28 protein-coding genes are annotated in these 23561 nt (G+C 68.4%); 12 read left to right on the top strand and 16 right to left on the bottom strand.

The genetic code is table 11. The features are described from left to right. Positions 1-26 precede the first annotated feature (26 nt). From ACH413_RS41870 to ACH413_RS41855, 4 genes are all read right to left on the bottom strand, one after another. Positions 27-1550, bottom strand: a complete 1524-nt coding sequence (locus ACH413_RS41870) for a hypothetical protein (protein WP_396425814.1) — start codon at positions 1548-1550, stop codon at positions 27-29. Between the two features lie 347 nt (positions 1551-1897). Beyond that, positions 1898-2821 carry a helix-turn-helix transcriptional regulator gene (locus ACH413_RS41865; protein ID WP_360046816.1) on the bottom strand — a complete coding sequence of 308 codons (924 nt, stop codon included), beginning with the start codon at positions 2819-2821 and terminating at the stop codon, positions 1898-1900. 110 nt (positions 2822-2931) lie between these two features. After that, positions 2932-3114 (bottom strand): DUF397 domain-containing protein, encoded by a 183-nt coding sequence (locus tag ACH413_RS41860; protein ID WP_360046815.1) that lies wholly within the window; start codon positions 3112-3114, stop codon positions 2932-2934. Positions 3115-3232: 118 nt separating this feature from the next. Beyond that, positions 3233-4060: a hypothetical protein gene (locus ACH413_RS41855; protein ID WP_360046814.1), complete on the bottom strand. Its 828-nt coding sequence runs from the start codon at positions 4058-4060 to the stop codon at positions 3233-3235. Positions 4061-4130: 70 nt separating this feature from the next. Between ACH413_RS41855 and ACH413_RS41850 the strand changes: the two genes are divergently transcribed. Continuing rightward, positions 4131-4865, top strand: coding sequence for a class I SAM-dependent methyltransferase (locus ACH413_RS41850; RefSeq protein ID WP_360046813.1), 735 nt, complete (start codon positions 4131-4133; stop codon positions 4863-4865). Here the strand turns inward: ACH413_RS41850 and ACH413_RS41845 are convergent. Beyond that, positions 4844-5056, bottom strand: a complete 213-nt coding sequence (locus tag ACH413_RS41845) for a hypothetical protein (RefSeq protein ID WP_360046812.1) — start codon at positions 5054-5056, stop codon at positions 4844-4846. The genes ACH413_RS41850 and ACH413_RS41845 overlap by 22 nt on opposite strands. Before the next feature lie 29 nt (positions 5057-5085). Then, positions 5086-6147 carry a DNA polymerase IV gene (locus tag ACH413_RS41840; RefSeq protein ID WP_360046811.1) on the bottom strand — a complete coding sequence of 354 codons (1062 nt, stop codon included), beginning with the start codon at positions 6145-6147 and terminating at the stop codon, positions 5086-5088. A 10-nt stretch (positions 6148-6157) separates the two neighbouring features. Between ACH413_RS41840 and ACH413_RS41835 the strand changes: the two genes are divergently transcribed. After that, positions 6158-6604 carry an NUDIX domain-containing protein gene (locus tag ACH413_RS41835; RefSeq protein WP_360046810.1) on the top strand — a complete coding sequence of 149 codons (447 nt, stop codon included), beginning with the start codon at positions 6158-6160 and terminating at the stop codon, positions 6602-6604. Here ACH413_RS41835 and ACH413_RS41830 read toward each other — a convergent pair. The 3 genes from ACH413_RS41830 to ACH413_RS41820 all read right to left on the bottom strand — a co-directional run bounded on the left by ACH413_RS41830 (position 6591) and on the right by ACH413_RS41820 (position 9317). Then, entirely contained in the window at positions 6591-7751 is a 1161-nt protein-coding gene (locus ACH413_RS41830; RefSeq protein WP_360046809.1) for an endonuclease, read from the bottom strand. The two genes, ACH413_RS41835 and ACH413_RS41830, sit on opposite strands and share 14 nt — an antisense overlap. Before the next feature lie 71 nt (positions 7752-7822). Continuing rightward, on the bottom strand, positions 7823-8728 hold the full coding sequence (locus ACH413_RS41825) for an NADP-dependent oxidoreductase (protein ID WP_360046808.1): 906 nt from the start codon (positions 8726-8728) through the stop codon (positions 7823-7825). Between the two features lie 79 nt (positions 8729-8807). Continuing rightward, a complete protein-coding gene (locus ACH413_RS41820; RefSeq protein WP_360046807.1) occupies positions 8808-9317 on the bottom strand; it encodes a DinB family protein in 510 nt (169 codons plus the stop codon). Between the two features lie 49 nt (positions 9318-9366). Between ACH413_RS41820 and ACH413_RS41815 the strand changes: the two genes are divergently transcribed. From ACH413_RS41815 to ACH413_RS41800, 4 genes are read left to right on the top strand one after another with little or no spacing between them, the layout of a single operon-like run. Beyond that, complete coding sequence (locus ACH413_RS41815) at positions 9367-10509, top strand: GNAT family N-acetyltransferase (RefSeq protein ID WP_360046806.1); 1143 nt, start codon at positions 9367-9369, stop codon at positions 10507-10509. 39 nt (positions 10510-10548) lie between these two features. Continuing rightward, on the top strand, positions 10549-11214 hold the full coding sequence (locus tag ACH413_RS41810; RefSeq protein ID WP_360046805.1) for a hypothetical protein: 666 nt from the start codon (positions 10549-10551) through the stop codon (positions 11212-11214). Continuing rightward, positions 11202-11798 (top strand): TetR/AcrR family transcriptional regulator, encoded by a 597-nt coding sequence (locus ACH413_RS41805; protein ID WP_360046804.1) that lies wholly within the window; start codon positions 11202-11204, stop codon positions 11796-11798. Before ACH413_RS41810 ends, ACH413_RS41805 begins: the two co-directional genes overlap by 13 nt. A 4-nt stretch (positions 11799-11802) precedes the next feature. Then, positions 11803-12945: a cysteine desulfurase-like protein gene (locus tag ACH413_RS41800; RefSeq protein ID WP_360046803.1), complete on the top strand. Its 1143-nt coding sequence runs from the start codon at positions 11803-11805 to the stop codon at positions 12943-12945. Here the strand turns inward: ACH413_RS41800 and ACH413_RS41795 are convergent. Continuing rightward, on the bottom strand, positions 12938-14551 hold the full coding sequence (locus ACH413_RS41795) for a hypothetical protein (protein WP_360046802.1): 1614 nt from the start codon (positions 14549-14551) through the stop codon (positions 12938-12940). The two genes, ACH413_RS41800 and ACH413_RS41795, sit on opposite strands and share 8 nt — an antisense overlap. An 81-nt stretch (positions 14552-14632) precedes the next feature. On the opposite strand from ACH413_RS41795, the gene ACH413_RS41790 reads away from it, so the two are divergent. Both ACH413_RS41790 and ACH413_RS41785 read left to right on the top strand, forming a co-directional pair. Continuing rightward, positions 14633-14812: a hypothetical protein gene (locus ACH413_RS41790; RefSeq protein WP_360046801.1), complete on the top strand. Its 180-nt coding sequence runs from the start codon at positions 14633-14635 to the stop codon at positions 14810-14812. Beyond that, the gene (locus ACH413_RS41785) at positions 14799-15719 is read left to right on the top strand and encodes a YihY/virulence factor BrkB family protein (RefSeq protein ID WP_360046800.1); all 921 of its coding nucleotides are present in this window, start codon (positions 14799-14801) and stop codon (positions 15717-15719) included. Before ACH413_RS41790 ends, ACH413_RS41785 begins: the two co-directional genes overlap by 14 nt. Here the strand turns inward: ACH413_RS41785 and ACH413_RS41780 are convergent. Further along, the gene (locus tag ACH413_RS41780; RefSeq protein ID WP_360046799.1) at positions 15690-16055 is read right to left on the bottom strand and encodes a hypothetical protein; all 366 of its coding nucleotides are present in this window, start codon (positions 16053-16055) and stop codon (positions 15690-15692) included. The two genes, ACH413_RS41785 and ACH413_RS41780, sit on opposite strands and share 30 nt — an antisense overlap. A 136-nt stretch (positions 16056-16191) precedes the next feature. On the opposite strand from ACH413_RS41780, the gene ACH413_RS41775 reads away from it, so the two are divergent. Beyond that, a complete protein-coding gene (locus ACH413_RS41775; protein WP_360046798.1) occupies positions 16192-16866 on the top strand; it encodes a GNAT family N-acetyltransferase in 675 nt (224 codons plus the stop codon). Here ACH413_RS41775 and ACH413_RS41770 read toward each other — a convergent pair. The 3 genes from ACH413_RS41770 to ACH413_RS41760 all read right to left on the bottom strand — a co-directional run bounded on the left by ACH413_RS41770 (position 16863) and on the right by ACH413_RS41760 (position 18575). Further along, positions 16863-17078, bottom strand: a complete 216-nt coding sequence (locus ACH413_RS41770; protein ID WP_360046797.1) for a hypothetical protein — start codon at positions 17076-17078, stop codon at positions 16863-16865. The genes ACH413_RS41775 and ACH413_RS41770 overlap by 4 nt on opposite strands. Further along, complete coding sequence (locus ACH413_RS41765) at positions 17075-17233, bottom strand: hypothetical protein (RefSeq protein ID WP_360046796.1); 159 nt, start codon at positions 17231-17233, stop codon at positions 17075-17077. Before ACH413_RS41765 ends, ACH413_RS41770 begins: the two co-directional genes overlap by 4 nt. 85 nt (positions 17234-17318) lie before the next feature. Beyond that, entirely contained in the window at positions 17319-18575 is a 1257-nt protein-coding gene (locus tag ACH413_RS41760) for a helix-turn-helix transcriptional regulator (RefSeq protein WP_360046795.1), read from the bottom strand. A gap of 98 nt (positions 18576-18673) precedes the next feature. On the opposite strand from ACH413_RS41760, the gene ACH413_RS41755 reads away from it, so the two are divergent. After that, positions 18674-19429 carry an EI24 domain-containing protein gene (locus tag ACH413_RS41755; protein WP_360046794.1) on the top strand — a complete coding sequence of 252 codons (756 nt, stop codon included), beginning with the start codon at positions 18674-18676 and terminating at the stop codon, positions 19427-19429. On the opposite strand, the gene ACH413_RS41750 is transcribed toward ACH413_RS41755, so the two are convergent. Together ACH413_RS41750 and ACH413_RS41745 are read right to left on the bottom strand one after the other, a co-directional pair. Next, positions 19419-21380 carry a beta-propeller domain-containing protein gene (locus ACH413_RS41750; protein ID WP_360046793.1) on the bottom strand — a complete coding sequence of 654 codons (1962 nt, stop codon included), beginning with the start codon at positions 21378-21380 and terminating at the stop codon, positions 19419-19421. The two genes, ACH413_RS41755 and ACH413_RS41750, sit on opposite strands and share 11 nt — an antisense overlap. Positions 21381-21436: 56 nt before the next feature. Then, on the bottom strand, positions 21437-22243 hold the full coding sequence (locus tag ACH413_RS41745; RefSeq protein ID WP_360046792.1) for a serine protease: 807 nt from the start codon (positions 22241-22243) through the stop codon (positions 21437-21439). Between the two features lie 169 nt (positions 22244-22412). Between ACH413_RS41745 and ACH413_RS41740 the strand changes: the two genes are divergently transcribed. Together ACH413_RS41740 and ACH413_RS41735 are read left to right on the top strand one after the other, a co-directional pair. Beyond that, complete coding sequence (locus ACH413_RS41740; RefSeq protein ID WP_360046791.1) at positions 22413-22787, top strand: FKBP-type peptidyl-prolyl cis-trans isomerase; 375 nt, start codon at positions 22413-22415, stop codon at positions 22785-22787. Between the two features lie 211 nt (positions 22788-22998). After that, complete coding sequence (locus tag ACH413_RS41735; protein WP_360046790.1) at positions 22999-23529, top strand: YbaB/EbfC family nucleoid-associated protein; 531 nt, start codon at positions 22999-23001, stop codon at positions 23527-23529. Positions 23530-23561 lie beyond the last annotated feature (32 nt).

Genomic DNA, 23561 nt, shown 5'->3' with positions numbered 1-23561 from the left:
GTCGCGCAACGGCCGCGCCGCCGGGGTCAAGCGTGCTGCACGCGGTCGACGAGGCAGGCCCAGTCCGGCACGCACCGCCGGCCGAGCCTGCTCGCCGTCCGCAGTTCGTGCGCCAGCACGGCCAGCCGCCGGTCCCGCGGATCGGGCGCGAGGTCCTCGAGCCGCTGCACGTCGGCCGCGCTCAGGCGGAAGCCGACGAGCTTGGTCGAGTCGATCTTCGCGACCGTCCACCAGCAGGCAGCCGCCGCGTAGTCGCAGCCCAGCGTCCGGAACTGCTCCTCGGCGTCGAGGAGGTCCCGCAGCGCCTCGGACTTCTCGCGGGTGGCGAGCAGCAGGTCGGCACGCACCTGCCGCGACCTCGCGACCACCTCGGGGTAGTCCGCGGTGGCGATGACGCTCGTGACGAACTCCTTGCCCTCGTTGTACTTCCGCGCGGCGAGGCAGAGCCGCGCCTGCAGGACGGTGAGCCAGTGGTACGGCTCGGTGCCCGGTGTCAGCAGGCCTTCGGCCACCCCCGCGCTCTCCCACGCGGTCTCCAGGAGGTCCCGGTCGCCCGTCGTCTCGTACAGCAGCAACTGCTTCTCCGCGTGCAGCGAGGCGCACACCCCGACCTCCTCGCTGGTCGGTCCGCCGATGGAGCGGAACGACGTGGTCGCGAGGATCAGCAGATGCTCGCAGTTGCGCAGGTAGAACTCGCGGTCGTACGGCATCGCCTCCATCGCCATGTGCAGGAAGACGCGCGCGTGGGCACGCTGTCCCCGCGCGGCCGTGGGCAGGTCGCGGTACTTCTTCGCGATCTGCGTCCCCTCCTCGGCCACCGACGCCGCCTGGCTGAAACGGTGTTCCCGCAACAGGTGCCACGCCTTCCCCGAGACGAGGACCTTCGCCATCAGGGACCCTTCTCCCTTCAACGGCGACGTCGACGAGAGCGTCTTCAGGCACACCTGCGACAGCCGGCTGACCAGCCTGACATCGCCGTGCGCCTTGGCGACGCCGACCACCGAGTCGAACGCCCTCGCGAGTTCGAGGTCGCTCTCGCCCTGGTCCACCAGTTCGTGCGCGAGCCGGTACGCGAGCTCCGACGACGGCGGATGCGCCTCCAGAGCCGCCAGCATCAGCCGGGTCCGGTGCGCCACCCCTTGTTCCACCTGCATCACTTCACCCCCGTTCCCCACCTCGAGCGCGCCGAGACTGCGCACCAGTTCCTCCTCGCCGAGTCGCGTGCCGGGATCGAACCGGTGCAGCACCAACTGCTGCAGGACGGACGGCAGCGCGTTCGCGTCGACGTCCGGCGGCACCACCGGCAACACGGCGCACCCGTTCGCGCCGCCGTGGTGGTAGATCTTGTGCCGCACCAGCCCCGCCTCGTAGCGCACTCCCCTGCGCTCTACGAAGTCGTTGGACTGCAACGCTTTCACGTAGTCGTCCGACACGATGACGAGAACCGTCCTGTCCCGGACCGCGGTCTCCATCCAGGCCGGAATGGACAGTGGACGGATGATCGGGAGATCGCCGTCCCAGAGCACGTCGAACCCGCGGGACCGCAACACCCCCACCACCGCCGAGGCGGCAGGACCCCCATCGCTACTGCTGTAGCTAACGAATATGGCCATCGCAGCGCCCTCTCCCGTGATGATCTACGAGGGGGTGGGTGCGATTTCTGGTGTCCTTGCACATGGTGCGCCTCCTGCGGGTGTGGTCGCTCTCCGGTCAGCGAAGACCGGCGTGGCGAGGAGCAATCACCCGAGTGGAACCTGGATGGCGGCACTCATCTGGGATCGAACGTCATAGGCTTGCCTACGGCGACATTGCCTCGCCTCATCGGACTGGGGTTCGGGTCGTGGTCTGCCATCGGACGGGTGGCTGTTGGCGCAGCCACCCGCCCGGCCTTAGCGATTCAGGCCCCTCCTAGCTCTTTCAGTCGTCGGTCGATCACCTTCGGCGTCTCCTCAGCCGGCAGCGCGAAGCCCTCCAGCTGGATGAAGTAGTTCAGGAACTCCTTGAGTTCCGGCCCCGCTGTCATGAGCTCGTCGCGGCCGGGATGTTCGAGCAGCAAAGCGAAGTCCTCCTCCCCTTCGGAGAACTCCAAGATCGAAAATGAGCCCTTCATCGCCGGATGGACCCCGGCGGAAAACGGCAAAATCTGAACGGTCACGTGCCCCAGGGCCGAGACCTCCTTGATGCGCTGCAACTGCCGGCGGAGCACTCCCTCGTTACCGATGACCCGGTGCAGGACCGACTCGTCGAGGATGATGGAGATGTCGGGGCCGTCCGAGTCCAGCACCGACTGACGGTGCATGCGGATCTCCACACCGCGTTCGACGACGGCATCCGTGTTGCCGTAACTCTTGACGAGCGCGTGTGCGTAGTCCGGGGTCTGCAGCAGCCCGGAGACGACGTTGAGCTGACTCTGCCGGATACGTACGGCAGCGGTCTCCAGCTCAACGTACTTCGCGAACTGCTCGCTGAACGAACCTCGGTACTTCTCCATCCACGCGGACTTCGACTGCCGGATCGCCCTGGTCATGCCCACCAGCTCGGTGACCCGTTCGTCGTCGCGCACCCCGTAGTGGAAGAGGAGCGCCTGCACGTCGGTGACAGAGATCTTGTTCTCCCCCTTTTCAATCCTGATCAGTTTCGAAACGGACCAGTCCATCGCGTCGGCAACGGCCTGCTGGCTGAGACCGAGTTCGTCCCGCGTCTGCTTGAGCTCGCTGAGCAGGCGTTTCTGCAGCACGACGGGACTTTCCTTGCGGGGCAACGCGCCACTCCTCAATCTGCTAGGTAGCAGAATGGTAGCCCTCAATTGGAGGGACTCCACAATGGTTGGCCACCAATTGACCACTTTCAGACAGAAAGATCGCAGAAAGCGGCCACGCAGATCAAATCGCGGACTCCATCAGAGTGGAGGAGGTCACCCGTTCGGCGTGTTCACGAACGAGCGAAGAGGACGAACGCGTGCCAGGCCGCCGACGAAACCTCAAGCCGCTGATCGCCGCGGTCCTTCGAGTCTCTAAGCCACACCATGCGGCCGTCGCCAGCGCACTCGACACAATCGGCATCTCCGCCAGAGCTGCTGTAAGAGCTGCGCTTCCACGTGAACTCCGCCGCCATTGGTCGCCCTCCCGGCAAGGTCCCCGACCCGACAAGGCCACACCTGAGCGTAGATCCGGCTAGTTGATCGATCTACCGCCAGAGGTCGCCTACTCGAACTTGTTGCCCTCACGTGGAATCAGAGCGTGGCGAACCGGTCCACGCCCACGCCGCTGATCAGCAGCCGCTCCTTGCGGTTTCCCGTCAACCGCGCAGTCCAGTCGACGAACCCGCCGTCACCGATCTCCACGCCGTCGCGGAACACCTTGAAACACAGACCTTTGTAGTAACCAGTGTCCCGGGACGGGTCGGCGGGCAGATCACCGCGCACCACCTCGAACCGCGGATCCAGCACGGTCACGCGGAACTCCACGTCACCACACGCCTCACGCAGGAACGCGACGTGCTCGGCGAAGTGCTCGACCTCGAAGGCGAGCGAGCCGCGATCACGTCCGGCGGACACCGCGGCGAACAACGTGAAATGCGCGAACCTCCCGGCACCGCTGAACAACTGCGCCCGCACCACCCGCTGCACCGCGGCGAGCCGCACGTCGTCCGGGCCGGACTGGCGCAGCAGTGCGGCTTCCAGCGCCAGTGCGTTCGTCGGGTCGGCCGCGACCTCGGTGCCGCGCATGGTCGACAGGACGTTGTTCTGGTCCATCAGAGCAACTGCGGAGCACGTCCCCAGAGGTGCCACGGGCGCGAGGCCCAGCACGGAGAACGACGACGGCAGCGCGGCCAGCAGGCGGTCCTCCGCCGCGCGCAGCACGTCGAACGGCACCGATGAAGGCGCTACGAACCGGTCGGACCGGTACTGCCGCAACACATCCGCGCCGGACAACGCGCCGGCACGTCGCCGCGCCAACGCGAGCAGCAGGCTCGTGAGATCGCTGCCGGACAGGCCCGCGAGCCGGTCCAGCACCTCGTCGCCGCCCACCGATCGCAGTACCCGCGCCAAGACACCCATGCCTGCCATGATCCGCGTCCGAGCCAGCGGATTTCTGCGAGCACCGCAGTGGATCACTAGGGTCGGGAGCATGACGGAGATCCAGGAAGGCGAGCTGTGGGGCCGCAGGGCCGCGCAGCGAGCGGCGCTCGGCGCGAAGATGTCCATGCCTGCCTGGAAAACCGCGATCGAACGCACCGGCATCACACACGGCACGACGGTCCTGGACCTGGCGTGTGGGAGCGGTGAGTTCTGTGCCGCCGCAACGGAAGCGGGCGCGAAGGCGACCGGGATCGACATCTCGGAAGCCATGATCGCGCTGGCGCGGCAGGCGAGCACTGCCGAGTTCCACGAGCTCCCGCTGGGGCGGTTGCCTTGGCAGGACGGCACGTTCGACGTCGTGACGGCGTTCAACGCGTTGTTCTTCGCAGCGGACCCCGACGAAGCGTTCGCGGAGGCGGTCAGGGTCAGCAAGGACTACGTGGTCGTGTGCGAGTGGCATCCGGAGCACGCGAGCGACCTGCTGGTCGTCGGCAGGGCCGTGCGAGGGCCGGGTGGGCGCAGGGGTGCGAAGCTGCCTGAGCCGCACGAGAAACTCACGATCGACATTCCTCAGGAACATCCCGACGAGGCCACGATGCTGCACAGCTTCCTGAGCGTGGGCAGCTATCAGCGCATCATCGAGAGCGAGGGGGAGGAAAAAGTCGTGGAAAAAATCCGGGTCGCCGTTGAACCGTTCCGAACCCCAGACGGCGCCTATCGATTCTCGAACAAGTACCTGATGTCCGTCTTCCGCAAGAACGATCAGGCGGCGAGCACCTGGTAGCCCGCACTGGTCAGCGCCGCGGGGCCTGAACGTGCGCTGATCAGGCCCGCAGTGGTCAGGCGCAGGCCGGCGAACTGGTCGGCGCAGCACAGGCCGTCGACGAGCAGGGAGCTTCCGGCGATCTCGCAACGGCCGTCGGCCACTGCTCTGAGAACGGCGCGGTCGCGGTGGGTGAGCGATGAGTCGGTCATCTTCTTCTCCTAGCCTTCAAATCCTCTACTTACTGATACGTCGAAGGAGAAGGCTTCGGTTCGACATCTTCGTCAGAGAATTCTGCGCGCACCCCCAGAAGGCGTACGGCGCGACCGTGTTCGAAGCGGTCCAGCACGACCAGAGCGGCCGCTGCCAGCTCGTCGGCGGAGGACGTCGGTGCAGGCAGCTTCATCAGGCGGACCTTCGTGAAGAACGGCACGAACCGCACCTTCACGCCCACGCGCACGGCTGGACGTCCCTCGGTGACCACGTCCGCGGCGACCTGATGCGCCAGCGCCACGACCTCGCGGCGGATGTCCTCCAGCGAGGCGAGGTCCTGCTGGAAGGTCTTCTCGTGCGACCGGGACTTCACGACCCACGGCGTCGCGCTCACGACCGTGTCACCGGCGCCCAGCCCGACGGTCCGGTAGTACGGCCCCATCCGCGGCCCGAACCGGGCGGCCAGCACGTCCACCGGCGCGGAGGCCAGGTCCGTCACGGTCACGAGCCCGAGTTCCGCGAGCTTGCGCTCGGTCTTCGTGCCGATCCCCCACAGGGCGGACGTCGGCCGGTGCCCCATCACCTCGACCCAGTTCTCCCGCGTGAGCTCGAAGACGCCGGCGGGCTTGCCGAACTCGGTCGCGATCTTGGCCCGCAGCTTGTTGTCGCCGATGCCCACCGAGCAGTGCAGGTCCGTCGCCGACAGCACCGCCGCCTGCAACGACCGCGCGAACTCGACGGGATCGTCCGTGGAAACCCCGACGAACGCCTCGTCCCAGCCCATCACCTCGACGACCACGGGGAACGAGCGCAGCACGGCCATCACGTCCGCCGACGCGGCCTCGTACAGGGCGTGGTCCACCGGCAGGTAGACGGCGTCCGGCAGCTTCTTGAACGCGGTCCGCAACGGCAGCCCCGAACGCACGCCGAACTCGCGCGCCTCGTAGGACGCGGTGGCCACGACCGCGCGTTCGGTCGGGTCGCCGTTGCCGCCCACCACCACGGGCCTGCCGCGCAACGACGGATCGCGCAGCACCTCGACCGCCGCGATGAACTGGTCGAGGTCCACGTGCAGGACCCAGTCCGCCATGCTGGACAGTATGAAACGGTCGGCCGGAATCCTGCTCTTCAGACGACGCGAGCAGCTGGAAGTGCTTCTCGGGCACATGGGCGGCCCGTTCTGGGCCCGCAAGGACGCCGGCGCGTGGTCCGTGCCGAAGGGTGAGTACACCGACGACGAGACGCCCGAACAGGCCGCACGGCGCGAGTTCGAGGAGGAACTCGGGCTGCCGGTGCCGGACGGCGAGCTGATCGCGCTCGGTGAGGCCAAGGGCTCCGGCAAGGTCATCACGGTCTGGGCGCTCGAGGGCGACCTGGATCCGGAGACGGTCACGCCGGGCACGTTCGAGATGGAGTGGCCGCCGAAGTCGGGTCAGAAGAAGACTTTTCCCGAGGTCGACCGCGTGCAGTGGTTCAGCGTGGAAGAGGCGAGCGCGAAGATCGTCTCCGCGCAGCGCCCCTTCCTCGAACGACTCACGGCCAGATAGAGGAGACCCATTCCGGGTGGTCGATGAACGGGTTCCTGTTGTGCTGGTAGCTGTCGAAGATCACCTGGTTGCGGCGCTTCTCGAACGCGTCCGGCGGGTCTGCGGCGCTCCAGGCCTTCAGCACCGAGAGCCTGCCCATCTTCGGCGCGGACCCGTTGGACACCTGGTCGTTGAGCTCCAGGTCCGCGAACCCGTCGCCGCCCTGGTAGCGCACGGCCATGTAGAAGATCATGCGCGCAACGTCGCCCTTCACCGCGGCGCGCGGTTCGAACGAGTCGCTGTCGTACTTGCTTCCCGACGCCTCGGGGACCGCGTTCCCGCCGTTGTCGAAGTCCAGGTTGCCGCGCGTGGCGTTGACCGACACGTCCTCGGGACGCAGGTGGTGGATGTCGGTGCCGGGACCGGTGGCGGTGCCGAAGTCGCCGTGCGACTTGGCCCAGACGTGCTCACGGTTCCAGTCGTTCGCCCCGCCGCCGTTGGTCGACTTGGACTGCGTGCGGCCGCTGTACAGCAGGATCACGTTGTTCGAGTTCGACGGATCCTGGTCGGTGGCCTTCAGCGCGTCCCAGACCTGTTCGTAGTTGAGCTTGGTCTGGTTGCGGATGATCGAGTTCAACGCCGACTTCAGCGCCGCGCCGCTCTTGCCGCAGGCGGACGTGTAGTAGCTCTCGCAGGCAGACGGCGGTCCACTGGTGGTCGTGGTCGGCGGAGTGGTCGTGCTGGTCGGCGGGGTCGTTCCGGCGAACGCGAACGCCGTGGACGAGGTCAGCCCGGCGTGCGAGAAGTACACGCTCAGGGAGCCCGTGACGTCGATCTGCCTGCCCAGCAGCGACGGGTTCGACTGCATGCCCCATGAGGCGCGGAACGCCGACGGGATCTGCACGTAGACCATGTTCGAGGTGCTGGTCGTGGAGGCCGAGTCGGCCAGCGCCAGCGCGTAGTCGTTCGGATAACCCGAACGGATGACCGTCGTCGTGGCCGTGGGTTGGCCGACGACATACCCGCGGACAGTCGCCGACGACCCGTTCTGGGTCGCGATCGCCTGCGCCACGGTGAGCGGAGCTGCTGCGACAGCGGCGGTCGACCCGTAAAGGCCGACCGCCGCCAGCAAAGCGACAACTAAGGCAAGTGGACTCCACCGCGCCATGAGCACTCCCCGATCGTGTGGATGTTTGTCACACGATCGGTGTACATGGTCAACGCACGGTTAACGAGGGGTCACGGCACCAGGACGACCTTGCCCGTCGTCCGGCCGGACTCGACGAGCTCGTGGGCCTTCGTGACCTCCGCCAGCGGCACGACGTGATCGATCTGCACCTTGAGCTGCGGCAACGCGGCCAGGTCAGCCCCGGACGCGACGACGCCCAGGAACAACTCGAACCGGATGCCCAGCTCGGAAGCTCGGTCAACGTCAAAACCCGGGTTCCCCGGGATGATCGACACGAGCACGCCACCGGGCTTGATCACCTTGGCGGACCGCTCCGCGTACTGCCCGCCGACTGTGTCGAGGACGACGTCGACCGGCTCGATCTCGGTGAAGTCCTGGTGGCGGTAGTCGATCACCTCGTCGACGCCGAGCGAGCGCAGGAAGTCGTGCTTGGCCGCGGAGGCCGTGCCGATCACGTACGCGCCCCGGGCCTTGGCGATCTGCACCGCGACGTGCCCGACACCCCCGGCGGCCGCGTGGACCAGCACGCGCTGACCGGCCGACACACCGGCGCGCCCGACGAGCGTCTGCCAGGCGGTCAGCGCCACCATCGGAGTCGCGCCCGCCTGCTCGACGGTCAGCCACGACGGCCGTCGCACCAGGTCGGCGGCGTTCACGACGGCGTACTCGGCGTAGCCACCGCCGGTGCCGGGGAACGTCAGCAGCCCGTAGACGTCCTCCCCGGCCACGAACCCCTCAGCGTCCTGCACGACGGTGCCCGCGACGTCCCAGCCCAGCGTGAACGGCGGCTCGCCGAGCGCGGGGAACCCGCCGCCGCGGACGTAGGTGTCGACCGGGTTGACGGCCGCCGCACCCACCTTGACCATCACCTGACCTGGTCCGGGCACGGGCGTCGCCGCCTCCGCGACCTCCAGCACGGACGCGTCGCCCACGGTCTTCTGCGTGATGACTCGCATGATGATCCCCTCCGACGTTCTCGACGGGCACCATCTTGCAGTTAGCGCCAACTTCTAGAAAGTAGGCACTTCGAGGTGACTAGCTCTCCCTGAGATAGAGGTCCCGGAGCAGCGCGATCTCCGCGGCGTGGTGGATCACCTCGCGGTTGATGTGCAGCACCAGAGTCGCCATCGGCTCCGCCGCGAACGGTCCCTCCGCCGGACCGACGGCCTTCGACAGGTCCGCCGTGCGCGCGCCGGCCATCCACGCCGCGTAGGCGTCGTCGAGCTGCTTCAGCGCGTCATCCGCCGTCATCGCAAACTGCCAGGTCGCGTAGTCGGCGGGCGGGCCACCGAAGTGCGAGGCCGTGCGCGCGTTGAACACGCCCACGATGATGTGCGCCATCCGCCACGCGATCGTGGTGACCGGGACGGGCTCGGGCGCCGGGTACTGCCAGTCGATCGTGTTGTCCGGACGCACGGTCCACGCGTCGGGCACGGGCTCCCAGAAGTACTCGTTGTCGGTCATGCCTTCGAGCCGTGGCCGCAACTGCACGTTCCAGTGGAATTCGAGCTGGTCCGTCAACTGCTTGTTCCAGTCCATGCGCACGACCGTAAATCCGTTTGCGGACAACCACCGCCCTGGAAACACTCCGGCCGTGGAAATCCGCACCTCACGCCCGGAAGACCTGCCCCAGGTCGAGAAGCTCGTCGTCTCGCGCATGGATCCCAGCGACGGCGTCGACGCCCGCCTGCTGATGACCGACCCGGACGCGGGCTGCGACTGGGTCGGAGTCGCCGACGACGCCGGCCGGATCGTCTCCACCCTCACGTTGATGGACGAGACGGTGACGCTCGCCGGCCTGGACATCCCGGCGGGACAGATCGAACAGGTCGCCACCGACGCCGAGTACGAGGGCAGAGGCCTCGTACGACAGCTGATGGGCTGGGCGAACGACAGGTCGGCCGAGCGCGGTCACCTGCTCCAGTTCGTGATGGGCGTCCCGTACTTCTACCGCCAGTTCGGCTACACCTACGCGATCCCGATCAAGCAGACCCGGCCGCTCGTCCGGAAGCCGGAAGCCGTTGCGGGACACACGATCCGGCGCGCGACCGAGGCCGACATCCCGGTGCTGAACAGGCTTCAGGACGCCGCCCAGCAGGGCGCGGACCTGCGCGTGGGCCACGGCACGCCGTGCTGGCGCTGGCTGATCGACCGCACCGGCTCGATCACCTGGATCGTCGACCGCGAAGGCACCCCGGTCGCCACCGGGCGCAGCACGCCGGAGGAAGAGGGCGACGTCGTGCTCGGCGAGATCGCCGGCATCGACGACGACGCCGTGAAAGCCTTGGTGGCGCTGGTGAATCCGGCCGAGGCCGGCGAACGGCACCCGGCGCTGGAGGAGTACCTGGGAGCCAGGCGAGCGGACCTCGACCAGTACATGGTGCGCATCCCGAGCATCCCGAGGCTGCTCGAACACCTGCGGCCGGTCTTCGCGCAACGCCTGCGCGGGCACGACCCCGACGAGGTGGTGCTCGGCTTCTACCGCACGCACGTCCGCTTCCACTGGGACGGCGAGGAGATCGGCCCGTACGAGTGGGGCGGCACGTTGCTCGGCCCTGGTTCGCAGGGCGGCGCGGGCATCGCCCCGGACCTGCTGGCGCCGTTGCTGTTCGGCCCGCACGGCATCGACGGGCTGCGCCGCCGGTTCTCCGACGTCTACCCCGGCCCGAAGGAAGCCCTGATGACCAGGCTGTTCCCGCCGGTCACGAGCGATTTCCTGACCTTCTACCTGCCGTAACTCAGAATAAACCGAGCGCTCGGTCTAGTATTGAGCGCCATGACGACTGTGCAGGAGACCGCGGCGGTCCGGTACGGCATCTGGGTCGCGTGCCCGGCCGCCGGCGCCGCCGCGGGCTGGGGACTCGAGCTGGCCGCCGGGTGGATCACGACGCTGAGGTGGTTCCCGTTCCAAGGTGTGTTCGAGCTGGTCACGGACATCCCGGAGCCCTGGGCGACGCTCGCGGCTCTGGCCGTCGGCGCGGGCGCGGGCTTCGTGTTCGCGTTGTTCTGGGCGAGCGAGATGATGTCGGTCGAGGTCTCGCCGAGCCGGATCACGCTGCACAAGGACGACAGGACGTTCGGCTTCGGCCGCGAGGAGGTCGAGTCGGCGTTCGCGGACGGCAAGCAGCTCGTGCTGTTGTCGCCCAGCGGCACCGAACTGGCCCGCGAGACGTCCGACCTGAGCAGGTCCAGACTGGAACGGGCCTTCACCGAACAGGACTACCGGTGGCGTGCCGCGGACCTGTTCGCCGGTGAGTTCCGGATGTGGGTCGAGCACGCGCCCGAACTGGCGGCGGACGTGAACGCGCTGTTCACGGCCCGCAGGAAGGCCATCGCGAAGTACGAGAACGCGGAGGCCGCAGAATTGGCGCGGGAGATCCGCAAACGCGGCGTCTCCGTGCGGGACGAGAAGAAGAGGCAGTACTACAGGTGCGAACGGTAGACCCGGTCAAGCACGCGGAGAAGAAGCGGCACATCACCGACACCGCGGCGGGGTTGTTCGCGCAGAAGGGTTTCGAACGCACGACCGTCGCGGACATCTGCCGGGCCGCGGACATCAGCACCGGCAGTCTCTTCCACTACTTCCCCACCAAGCGGGCGATCTTCCGCGAGATCTTCGTGCAGGACGCCGAGGACAACGCGCAGATGTTCGCCAAGGCCCGCGAGCTGAGCCCGTGGGACGGCGTCCTGCTGATGGTCGACCATCTGTGCGTGCCCGCGCTCGACCGGTCCGTGGCGGGGCTGGTGCTGGAGGTCGTGGCGCAGGCCAGCCGCGATCCGGAGCTGTGGGAGCTCGTCGGCCGCAACGAACAGGTGATGCGCGACGAGCTGGCCGCCCTGCTGCAACAGGCGCACGACGCCGGCCAGATCACCCTCCCGGTGAGCGCGCTGACGGCCGCGAGCTGGGCTCAGGCACTGGTCGACGGCCTGTTCGGCAGGCTGATCGACCCCGACTTCGACGCGACCGAACAGGTGATGACCCTACGGTTGATCCTTTCCCGATTCGTGGGTGCTCCAGCACCATGAGGGCATGGCCTACGACGTAGCTGCGGTTCGCGCCCACTTCCCCGCCTTGCGCGAGGGCGCCGCGCACTTCGACGGGCCCGGCGGCGCGCAGGTGCCCGACGTCGTCGGCGAGGCGGTCAGGGCGACGCTGACCTCGGCGATCTCCAACCGCGGCAGCGTGACGGCCGCCGAACGCCGGGCCGAGGAGATCGTGCGGACCGCCCGGCGCACGATGGCGGAGTTCCTCAACGCCGGCAGCATCGTGTTCGGGCGCAGCATGACCCAGCTGACCTACGACTTCGCCCGCACGCTGTCGAAGAACTGGCGGCCGGGCGACGAGATCATCGTGACCAGGATCGACCACGACGCGAACATCAGGCCGTGGGTCCAGGCGGCCGAGGCTGCCAGGGCCACGGTGCGATGGGCGCCGTTCGACCGCACGACCGGTGAGCTGCCCGTCGAGTCGGTGACGAAGCTGCTGTCCGACCGCACCCGCGTCGTCGCGATCACGGCGGCGTCGAACCTGCTCGGCACGCGTCCGGACGTCGCGGAGATCGCCCGGGCGGCGCACGAGGCGGCGGCGTTCGTCTACGTCGACGGCGTGCACTACACACCGCACGTGCCGGTCGACGTCGAGGCGTTGGACGCGGACTTCTTCGTGTGCTCGCCGTACAAGTTCCTCGGCCCGCACCTCGGCGTGCTGGCGGCCGCACCGGAACTGCTGGAGACGTTGCGGCCGGACAAGCTGCTGCCCTCGACCAACGCCGTGCCGGAACGGTTCGAGCTGGGCACGCTGCCGTACGAACTGCTGGCCGGCACGACCGCCGCCGTGGAGTTCATGCGAGAGCTCGACGGCCTGGAGGAGCACGAACTCGGCCTCCGCGAGCAGTTGGAGAACGGGCTGCAGGAACTCGGCGTGCGCATCTACAGCAAGGCTTCGTCGCGCACGCCGACCGTGCTGTTCTCCGTCGACGGGCTGGACCCGGCCGAGGTCTACCGCAGGCTCGGAGCCGAGGGCGTGAACGCGCCCGCCGGCCACTTCTACGCGCTCGAGTGCTCGCGGTGGCTCGGTCTGGGCGACAAGGGTGCCGTGCGGGCGGGCATCGGGCCCTACACCGACGAGTCCGATGTGGACCGTCTGCTCAAGGCCGTGGCCAAGCTCAGATGAACAGCACCAGCGCGGCGTAGATCGCGCCGATCAGCACGCTGATGTTGAGCTTGCGGGTCACGCGTTCCCCTTGGTGCTCGGCGATCAACGACCGGGCGCGTGCCCACATCAGCTTCTCGCCCGCCTGCCTGTCCGGCAGGTGCGGTGTCGTGAGAACGTCGCCGTGCGGCCCGAACGCGAGCATGAGCTGAGGGCCGGAGCGACGCACACCGTGCAGCTGCGCCCACGGCACGCGGTAGGTGAAGACGCCGGTGTAGAGCACGACCGAGTTGTGGTCGAGGCGCAGCATCGGCTGGAACCGCGTCACCGCCGACAGCACGCACTGGATGCCGATCAGCCCGAGGATGATGAGCTCCGGGTAGAACTTCAGCGCGATCAACGCGCCGGCGGCGCCGAGCAGCAGCGCCACGCCCTCGATCCGGCGGCGGTCCCCCGGCCAGATCGCGTGCGGCAGCTCGACCGGCGTGCCCGCGGTGACCGGCTCGCCCGGCAGGTGTGCACTGTGGACGACGTGGCGCGGGCGGACGCGGTTCAGCGTGCTGGTCGCCACGACCTCGCCCTCGACGAGCACCGCCACCTGGCCGCCGAGGTGCCACTCCCCCGCGACGAGGACCTCGGCCGGCTCCAGTTGCACCGGCGGGTCCTCCTCGCCGCGCCACACGCGGCCGAACTCCTCGGTGTCGTGGTAGAGCGGCTCCTCCAGCCCCAGATCGGCGAGCGTGGTGAGCGTGGCGATGTCCTTCTTGTCGTACCGCAACAGGACCCGGCGCGGCCCGATCTGGTGGATCCGCAACCGGAGGGCCTTCACCGGGCCCGTCCACAACGCGCGGCGGCGGCGTTCCCGCGCGGCCAGCATGATCGCGAAGAACACGGCGGAGCCACCGATGGTCAGCCACCACGTGACGTCCTCGGGTTCGTTCGCCATCCGCACCCACGTGCCGTCCGCGAGCACCGGCACCTCGTCACCGACCTGATAGGACTCCGGCGCGAGCGGCTCGAACGCGGTGCGCTGCCGGTCCGGCAGCTCCACCCACACCTCGTAGGCGTTCTTGATCTCGACGACCTCGGCGTCGACGCGGCTGGCGTTCGCGATGTGCTGCTCGATCGCGTCGTTGGTGAGGCTGTACTGCACGAACGTCAGGAACCCGAAGAGGACCAGCAGCACGGCGACGATGCGGAGAACTCCGCGTTGTGGCGGCAGGTCCGGCAGCGAGACGATCGTCGCGCCCGCGGCCTCGTGCTGGTCCGCACGCGACCTGACCGTCCACGCCGCGACCAACGCGCACGCACCGGCGTGCAGCCCGAACGCCAGGTTCGCCACCGCACTGCCGTCGAGCATGAGGTCCATCGCACCGAACAGCACGCCCATCGCGCAGCCCGTGAGCACACGGCTGAACAACAACAGCAACGGCGTGGCCAGCAACGGAACCACCGCGAGAGAGAACAACGGATCCGGCAGGCACGGCTGCGCGGCCGTGCACGGTGCCTCGTTCGCGCTCACGGCGAAGTAGAAGGCGGCGATCCACCCACCGACGAGCCCGACCTTGGTCACCCACCACGGAACCGCCGCTGCTTGCCAGCGCTGGACGTCCACGGGACCGATCATGACATGTCCATTGCTCCGAACGGCGCGATTCCGCGGTGAACAAGTGGGTATCCGCAGCTCAACCACTTAGGAGGTGGACACATGCTGGCCATCATCGCCGCGGTTTCGTTCGGCCTCGCGCTGATCCTCGATCTGGCGAAGGTCGCGCTCGGTGACGTGATCACCGTGAACACGCTGATCGTGCTCGGACTGTTGCTGCTCGCATTGCACATGGCCGGTATCGGCTCGCGCTCGGTCAACTGGCGCCGTGCCCGCAGGTAAGACCGTCGAAGGCCCCACCAAGTTGCCCAAGGGCGCTTGGTGGGGCGTTCTCAAACGGACGGTCAAGGAGTTCAACGACGACAACCTGACGGACTGGGCCGCAGCGCTCACCTACTACGCGGTGCTGTCACTGTTCCCCGGGATCATCGTCCTGACGTCCGCGCTCGCTCTGCTGGGCGACACGACGACGCAGGAACTCCTCAAGTACGTCGACCAGGTCGCACCGGGTGAGGCCGGCAACCTGGTGAAGTCGTCCATCGAGGAGCTGCAGAAGAGCCAGAACGCTGCCAGCCTGCTCGGCATCATCGGCCTGCTGACGGCGCTGTGGACCGCGTCGGGCTACCTCGGTGCGTTCATGCGCGCGTGCAACGCCATGTACGACGTGGAGGAAGGCCGGCCGTTCTGGAAGACGGTGCCGCTGCGGCTCGGGCTGACGCTCGGCGCGGTGGTTCTGGTGTCGCTCACCCTCGGTGCCCTCGTGCTGACCGGCGGGATCGCGGACACGGTCGGCAACGCCATCGGTCTCGGCGACACCGTGGTCACCGTGTGGGACGTCGTGAAGTGGCCGGTCATCCTGCTGCTCGTGAGCCTGGCGTTCGCGGTCCTGTACTGGGCCGCGCCGAACGTCCGGCAGCAGGGCTTCCGCTGGGTCAGCCCCGGCAGTCTCCTCGCGATCGTGCTGTGGGTGCTCGCGACCATCGGTTTCGCCTTGTACGTCGCGAACTTCGCGTCCTACAACAAGACCTACGGCTCGCTGGGCGGCGTGATCGTCTTCCTGGTGTGGCTGTGGATCTCGAACATCGCCGTGCTGCTCGGCGCCGAGCTCGACGCGGAACTGGACCGCGGCCGGCGGATCACCGAAGGCGAGCCGGACCCCTCACCCGAGCCGCGTGATCTCGCTCGGTAGGTCCGCCTCGACCGCCGTCCACACGCCGTCGGGCCCGGCTTCGACGCGCTCGCTCGTGTCACCGGGGACGAGCACCCACAGCTGGTCCTTCTGGGACAGCCACACCACGCCGATGCCGTCCGCCCGCGAACTCGTCGCGTACTCATAGGACTTGCGGAACACGTCACCGCCGTTGCGGTCGGTCACCCGCACCTCGCTCGCGCTCTCGGCGTGCGCGACGAACTTCCCGCTCGGGGACTGCTTGGGCGCGCCCGGCCGGGCGAAGCGGTCCTCGCGGTCGCTGCCGCAGCCGGTGAGGACCAGGAGCAGGGCGGCCAACGCCGCCAAGGCCCTCATGAGAGGTCGCTGCGGGAAATGCGGTGCGTCATACCGCCAAAGGTAGCTAGCGTGATCTTCTATGCGGAGTGTTCTCGAAGAGTTTTACGACTCTGTGCCCCGACCGGGATCTCGTGTTGAGGAACACGGCGAGCTGGTGCTGTTCGTCCAGGCGGGCGACGGTTACCCGTACTACGCGCGGCCCCGGTTCCCCGGCGGGCAGCCGACGGTGGCGGACGTGCTGAAGGTGCGGGAGCGGCAGCGCGAACTCGGTGTGCCCGAGGCGTTCGAGTGGGTGCACGAGACGACGCCGGGCCTGCTCGACGTCGCGGTCGAGGCCGGCTTGGAGGTGCTCCAAGCGCCGTTGTTGGTGCTCGATCCCGAGAAGCTGCCGGAACCGCATCCGCACGTGCGCGTGCTCGACACGCGGCCCGCCGAGGTGTCCGTCGTGGCGGAGCTGGCGTTCTCCTCGCCGGGCACGGCGGCGGGTGAAGCCGGTGTGGCGGAACGGGACGCGGCACTCGAAGGCGCCGTCCCGATGAGCACCCGGCACCGTCACGCGGTGGCCGACCTGCCAGGCGAGGGCGTGCTGGCGGTGGGCACCGCGCAACGGGCGGGTGACGTCGTGGAGATCGCGGGCATCGGCACGTTGCCGGCGGCACGGCGACGTGGCCTCGGTGGTGCGGTCACGGCGGAACTGGCGCGCGACGCCCTGGAACGGGGCGCCGAGCTGGTGTTCCTGTCTGCGGGAAGCCTGGAGATCGCGCGGGTCTACGAACGCGTCGGGTTCCGCAGGTTCGGTACGGCCTGCATCGCCTCGCCAGCGAGCTAACGGGGCATCGGCACGCGGTACAGGCAGCCGACGCACGGCATTCCGGAGGGCTGGGAGAGCAGTTCGGCCTCGCCCTCATGGATGAGTTCGCCGCAGTACGCGGTCAACGCGAGCAGTGTGTCGTCGTCGGGTACGGGTACGAGGTGGCACGTGCGTTGTGTCTCGCCTACGACACCCGCACGCTTGCGGACCAGCAAGACAGGCATGCTCATGCCTTCACCTCGGCGTCGTCCACCACACACACGACGGCGTGCGTGGTGGCGTAGAACTTGAGCCGGTAAGGGCCCGAGCTCTGCTCTGCCACTGCCGCGCAGAACCTCTCGGTGACCTCATCCGAGCGCGGCGTTCGTTCGGCTAGGTCGATCACCCCTAGATCGTGCGGGCTGCCCCGCGGAATGGGCAGGGTTCTATACGATTTGCGGGTGCCGTATGCGGAACTCGCATACGGCGGGCTACCGGAGCTGGGCCGTGAGCTCGGCGATCGCCGGCGTCGCCGCCCACGGTCCGAGCCTGGCCAGCTCGTTCACGATGAGCTGCGACCCCGTCACGCGGGCCAGGTCCAGTGCCGCGAACCCCAGTTCGACGGCCTGGTCGACGTCACCGTTGGCGGCGTGCGCGTAGGCGAGGGTGGCCGTGTGCACGCCCTGCTCCCACTGGCAGACGCTGCCCCACCGCGGCATGAGCTCCGTGTACGCGTCGATGGCGCGCCGGTGGTCGGAAAGCGCGACCATGCTCGCGGCCCGTTGCATCTGAACGTGCAGGTCGGTGAAGCAGTAGCCGATCGAGTACTCGTCCGTGAGCGGCCGTTCCACGTTCTGCACCAACGCCTGTGCGAGGTCGAACCGCCGCATGCACGCGTTCTGACCCGCTCGGGCAAGTCCGCGTGCCTCCTGCCGCAACGCCATCGCGCGCACGACCGGGCTCACCCCGGTCTCGCGCTGGGCGGCCCGCGCCAGGCCGATGACGCGGTCGTCGTCGCCGTCGGCCTCGGCGAGCTGGCTCATCCGCACGTAGCAGTACGCGACGACGTCCCTGTCGTCCGCGGCCTGGCCCTGCTCCAACGCCCTGGACGTCCACGCGCCGGCGTTGCGCAGGTCGCCGACCTCCTCGAACAGCCAGCCGTAGAACTCCGCGTACATCGCGCCCGTGCCGAGCAACCGCCGGCGGATCTCGCCACGCGCGTTGCGGCGCAAGGCGTCGATGACGTCGTACATGCTGCGGACGGCGGGCATGAGGGCTCCGGTCGCCCGCCAGTTGTGCGCGTCGTTGACGATCCGGCGCAGCACGAGCAGCTGGCTCACCGCGTCGTCGTTGTCCGCGCTGAAGACGGCGGAGGCGCACAACGCCATCAGCGCCTTGCCCTCCATCCCGACGACCAGGTCGCCGGAGGGCACCGGCACCGTGCGGTCGGTCAGGCCGAGCAGGTGGGCGGGAATGCCGAGCAGCCGTTGCAACGTGCGCAGGACGCGCATGTCGTAGGCGATGTTGCTGCCCGACTCCAGGCGGGAGATCGCGGACTGGGAGAACCCGGCCAGCGTGCCCAGTTCGTCCTGACGCAGGCCGTGGGCTTTGCGCGCGATCGCGACCACGGCGCCAGGCGACTCCGCGGCGACCGCCTCGCGCACGTCCCTCGACTCCCAGATGGACGGCGGCAGCATCGGCAGCGGCCCGTCCGGGACGACGACGGCGTTCTTAGCTGGGTTGCTCAACCTCAACGCCTCCCGCACTCGGACCGCCCATCATGCCGCTCCGCGCGAAATCACTCCACCGCGTCTCAGCAGGGGACGAAACCGACTATCCTGCGCGCGTGATCAAGGACTTCGGTGCCGGTGTCGGTCTGCTGCTGCGTGGGTTCAGCCTGGTGTTCAGCTCGCCCAAGCGCGTGCTGATGGGTGCGTTGCCCGCGGTCATCACGGCCGTGCTGATGATCGGCGGCTGGGTGCTGCTGGTCACGAACATCGACTCGATCGCCGGATGGCTCACCGGCTTCGCGGACTCGTGGAGCGACACCTGGAAGAGCGTCGTCGAGGTCGCCGTCGGAATTTCGGTGATCGCGGCCGGGCTCGGACTGAGCGTGCTGCTGTTCACCGCGATCACGCTCATGATCGGCGGCCCGTTCTACGAGTACATCTCGGAAGAGGTCGAGGACGAGCTCGGCGGCGTGCCGGAGGCGGAGCAGATCGGCTGGTGGCGCGGGTTCCTGGTGGGGCTGCGCGGCACGCTCCTGCTGGTCGGCACGTCGATCCTGTTCGCGATCCCGTTGTTCTTCTGCGGGTTCATCCCGATCGTCGGGCAGACCGTCGTGCCGGTGCTGGCCGTGCTCATCAACGGCTACCTGCTCGGCATCGAGCTGACCGGCATCCCGTTCACGCGCCGCGGCCGGACGTTCAAGCAGCGCAGGCAGATCCTCGCGACGCGCCGTGGCCTGGTGCTCGGGCTCGCCGTGCCGACCTACCTGCTGTGCCTGATCCCGCTGGCCGCGCTGGTCGTGATCCCGGCGGCGATGGCAGGCGGCACGGTGTTGTCGCACCGCCTGCTCAACGGAGACCGCGCTACTGCGTGAACGGCAGCCAGGCCTGCTGTGCCAGGCCGCTGCGCGCGTTGACCTGCACGCCCGCGTTGGAGATCGACCACAGCTGGTCGCCGATGACGATCGTGCGCCTCGGGCCGCCGTAGTTGTTCGGGCTGGACGGTTCGACGATCTTGCCGTTGTCGCGCAACTGGTTGCCCTCGACGCGCAGCACCAACGAGGAGACCTCGGGACTCGACCGGTAGGCCGACACCGGGATGACGAGCGTGCCGTCCTGCGGCCAGAAGAGGAACGCGTGCGGGTCGAACTGGGCCTCTGAGCTCGAGTTCGGCAGGTGGTACTGCGCGAGTCGTTGCGGTGACGCGGGATTGGCCACGTCGAACAGCGACACCTGGGTGCCGGTCGTCCTGCCCTGCTCGGTCGCCTCCTGGCCGACGCCGATCAGCTTCCCGTCGCCCGCGGGGTGCAGGTAGGCGGAGAAGCCGGTGATCTTCAGCTCGCCCGTCACCCTGGGCTGCCTGGGATCGCTCAGGTCGAGCGTGTAGAGCGGGTCGGTCTGGCGGAACGTGACGACGTAGCCCAGCTTGCCGATGAACCGGACGCTGTAGATCCGCTCGTTCTTGCCCAGCCCGCCGACCTGGCCCACCTTGGCGAGCTGGTTGCCCTCGCGGCGCAGTGTCGTGACGAAGCTCTCCGACGGCGCCGGCGCGATGTTCTGCTGCGGCACCACGTCCGCGGGCATCCGCCAGCAACAAGGGCCTTCGGTGCCCGTGGTGGTGGCGACGCGGAGGACGCCCTCGTGCTCGGACAGCGAGTACTGGTTGAGCAGCGTGCCGTTCACGTCACCGGAAGCGACGTGCTTGGGCGGGCCGGGGCTGCCGATGTCGAACTGGTGGATCGCCGTGGTGATCGGGCGCTGAACCGGTGGCCTGGAAGGGAGTTCCGGCAGCAGGCGGTGGTCGTCGGCGATGTAGAGGCTGCGGTCGGTGCCGTAGACGGTGTCGCCGTCGGCCACGATCGAGACCGGCTGACCGGTGCCGAGCTGACCGGAGAGCTCGAAGGTCAGCACGGTCAGCATCGACGTCGCGCTCGGTGCGGACGGGCGGCTGACGTTCGCGCAGTCGACCAGGGTTCCGCTCGACTTGGCGCCGTTCTCGTTCAGCTCGTAGCGCGGCAGCCACGATCCGATGGGCTCGTTCTGCAGGATCTCCTTGTTGCGGCGCAACGATCCTGCTTCGTTGGTCGTCTGGTCCGGGTACACCCACGGCAGGCGCGGCTGCGAGCGGACGACGACGCGGGCGGTGCCGCCGATCTGGCGGGCGTCGAGGTAGAAGCCGTCGGTCTTGAGGCTGCTGATCTCCTTGAGCCCCTTGAGGTCTACGAGGACGAGCTCGGTGGCGGTCTCCGGCGCGATCGACGGGCGGTCGGGCGGCAGCGACGGCTTCATCATCGGCACGGGGCCGTCGGCGACCACGAGTGCGCGGTCGCCGGAGACCAGCAGCTGGCTCGCCCTGCGCTCGCCGAGGTCGACCGTGCCGGTGATCGACTTGGACGCGACGTCGATGACGCGCAGCTTGCCGTCGGCGATGGAGACGACGCGTTTTCCGTCCGTCTTCACGATGTCCGGCTCGTCGACGCCCTGCTCGTGGACGTTCGTCGTCGAGTGGTCCTGCTGCTGCGTGGGCGGCGTGGCGGCGGTGGGAGCGTCGGGCACGCTCTTCTGCGCGACGCCCGCGCTGTCCGCCACCGTCCCCTCCATGGTGAGGAAGTTGTGGCTGCCAATGCCGTACGCGCTGACGTACGGGGCCATGGCGCGGCGCAGTTCGGTCAATGCGTTGTCACATGAATCGAACGCGACAAGGCGCACCGGCCCGTAGTCCACGATCGGTGGTGGTGCGAGGGTCTCGTCCCGCACCGCGGAGCTCACGCTCACTCCGGCGACGACCAGCACGGCGGCGCCGGCCAACAGCTTCTTGCCGTTCATGTCTCCAGGACGTAAGCGAGGCCGGAAAGGGTTGCCCCTTCCCGGCCGCACGTTTCTTACAGCTGTGCCTGGATCTGCGCCGCGTAGGTGGAGACGCGGGTGTAGACGCCGGGGTAACCGGCGGACGCGCATCCCTCGCCCCACGACGTGATGCCGATCAGCTTGCCACCGGCCACGAGCGGGCCACCGGAGTCGCCCTGGCAGGTGTCGGTGCCGCCCTGGGCGTAACCGGCGCACACCATGTGGGTGGCCTTGTAGTCGCTGCCGTACGAGCTGGTGCAGCTGGAGCTGCTGGTCAGCGGCACCGTGGCGCGCAGCAGGTAGCGCGAGGCCGAACCACCGGAGGACGTGGTGCCCCAGCCGAGGATCGTCGAGCTGGTGCCCGCGTTGTAGAGCGCGCTGTCCGCCGAGGTGGCGAACGGGATCGGGGTCTGCGACAGGTTGCGGTCGAGCGTGAGCACCGAGACGTCGTAGCCGAGGGTCACGTCGCGGTAGCTCGGGTGGATCCAGATCTTCGTGACCCGGGCGACGGTGCCCGCGGTGGAGTTCTTGTCGTCGCGGCCCGCCACGACCCGGACCGCGGACGCCGAGTCGCCCTCGGTGCAGTGCGCGGCGGTGACGACCTTGTTGGGAGCGACGAGAGTGCCGCCGCAGTACTGGAAACCACTGCTCGTGGCGAGGTAGACGACCCAGGGGTAGGTGGACGTGCTCGCGCGCGTGCCGCCGACGATCTGGGTGCCGAACTCACCGTCGGTGGCCGGAGTCGGAGCTGCTTCGGCCACGCTGACGCAGGCCATGGACAGCGTTGCCGCCGCCAGTGCCGCACCGAGCAGTGACCGGAGGCGGTGCAGGGTTGCCGCCATGATCATCTCCTTCTTCTGTTGTGTCTCCCGGCCGCGGGGCCGGTGGTGATTAAAGAAAGACATGAGGACTCCTGGCCGGGTAGGGCTGGTCCGCGTAGGCCATTCGGCCGCGCCCGCCCCCGCGTGATTGGATCGAGCGCGAACAACCCCGTTCCGAGAGGAAGTTGTGATGGCCCCCACGAAGCCTGAGGTCGACCCGCACGACGGCCCGGCGCCCGCCGACCTGCTGATCGAGGACATCACCGTTGGCGACGGTGCGGAGGCCACGGCCGGTCAGTTCGTGTCCGTGCACTACGTCGGTGTGTCCCACTCGTCCGGTGAGCAGTTCGACGCGTCCTGGGACCGCGGCGAGGCGTTCCAGTTCCCGCTCGGCGGCGGCCGTGTCATCCAGGGCTGGGACCAGGGCGTCCAGGGCATGAAGGTCGGTGGCCGCCGCAAGCTGGTCGTCCCGCCGCACCTGGGCTACGGCGCGCGCGGTGCCGGTGGCGTGATCAAGCCCAACGAGACGCTGATCTTCGTCGTCGACCTGCTGGGCATCAACTAGCACGTGACCCCGCGCAGGGCGGGTCGACGCGCTTTTCGTCGACTCGCCCTGCGCGATCTTTGACTTGTGTTGATTGACGTAACGGCGTCCCACTGGTCCGATCAGTGGGACGCCGTTGGTCTGCACAGCCGATTTGACCTCATGGTGGAACGAGATCGGATCCGGCTGCGTCATCCTTTGAGTCCGCCGCCGCTTTGGGAGGGAATCACCGGTGCCCGAGGACATCGCCGGATCCGAGCAGATGCTCGCGAACTGGAACCAGAACATCCAGGAACGCGCCGCGCGCTATCAGGAGATGGCGACGCGCGTTCAGGGGATGACGATCTCCGAGCGGTCGCAGGACGGCTCCATCGAGATCCTGGTCGGGTCCAACGGGATCCTGCAGAACCTCGTGATCAACGAGTCCGCCTCCGGCAAGCGCATGTCCGAGGTCAGCGGCGAGATCATGAAGCTGCTGCAGCGCGCGCAGTCCCGGATTCCCGAGCTGCTGCAGGAAGCCATGGCCGAGACCATCGGCACGCAGGACGAGACGGCCAACGTGCTGTTCAACGAGGCCAAGAAGAACTTCCCGGCGCCGCCGGCCGAAGAGCCGACGCGCACGCCGTACGACCGCAACGAGATCAACTTCCGGGTGGAGGACGAAGCACCGCCTCCGCCCCGCCCGACCCAGCCGCCTCCCCCGCGCCGCCGGCCGCCGTCAGACGATGACGACGACTTCGGCGGGGAGTCCGTGCTCTCCTGATCTTTCTGTCCGCTGCTCGAACTTGAGGGGGT

The sequence above is a fragment of the Lentzea sp. NPDC020367 genome (genome assembly GCF_044387305.1).
Taxonomy (GTDB): Bacteria; Actinomycetota; Actinomycetes; order Mycobacteriales; family Pseudonocardiaceae; genus Lentzea.
Note: the sequence above shows the minus strand (reverse complement) of the source record. Positions and strands in the feature narration are given on the sequence as shown.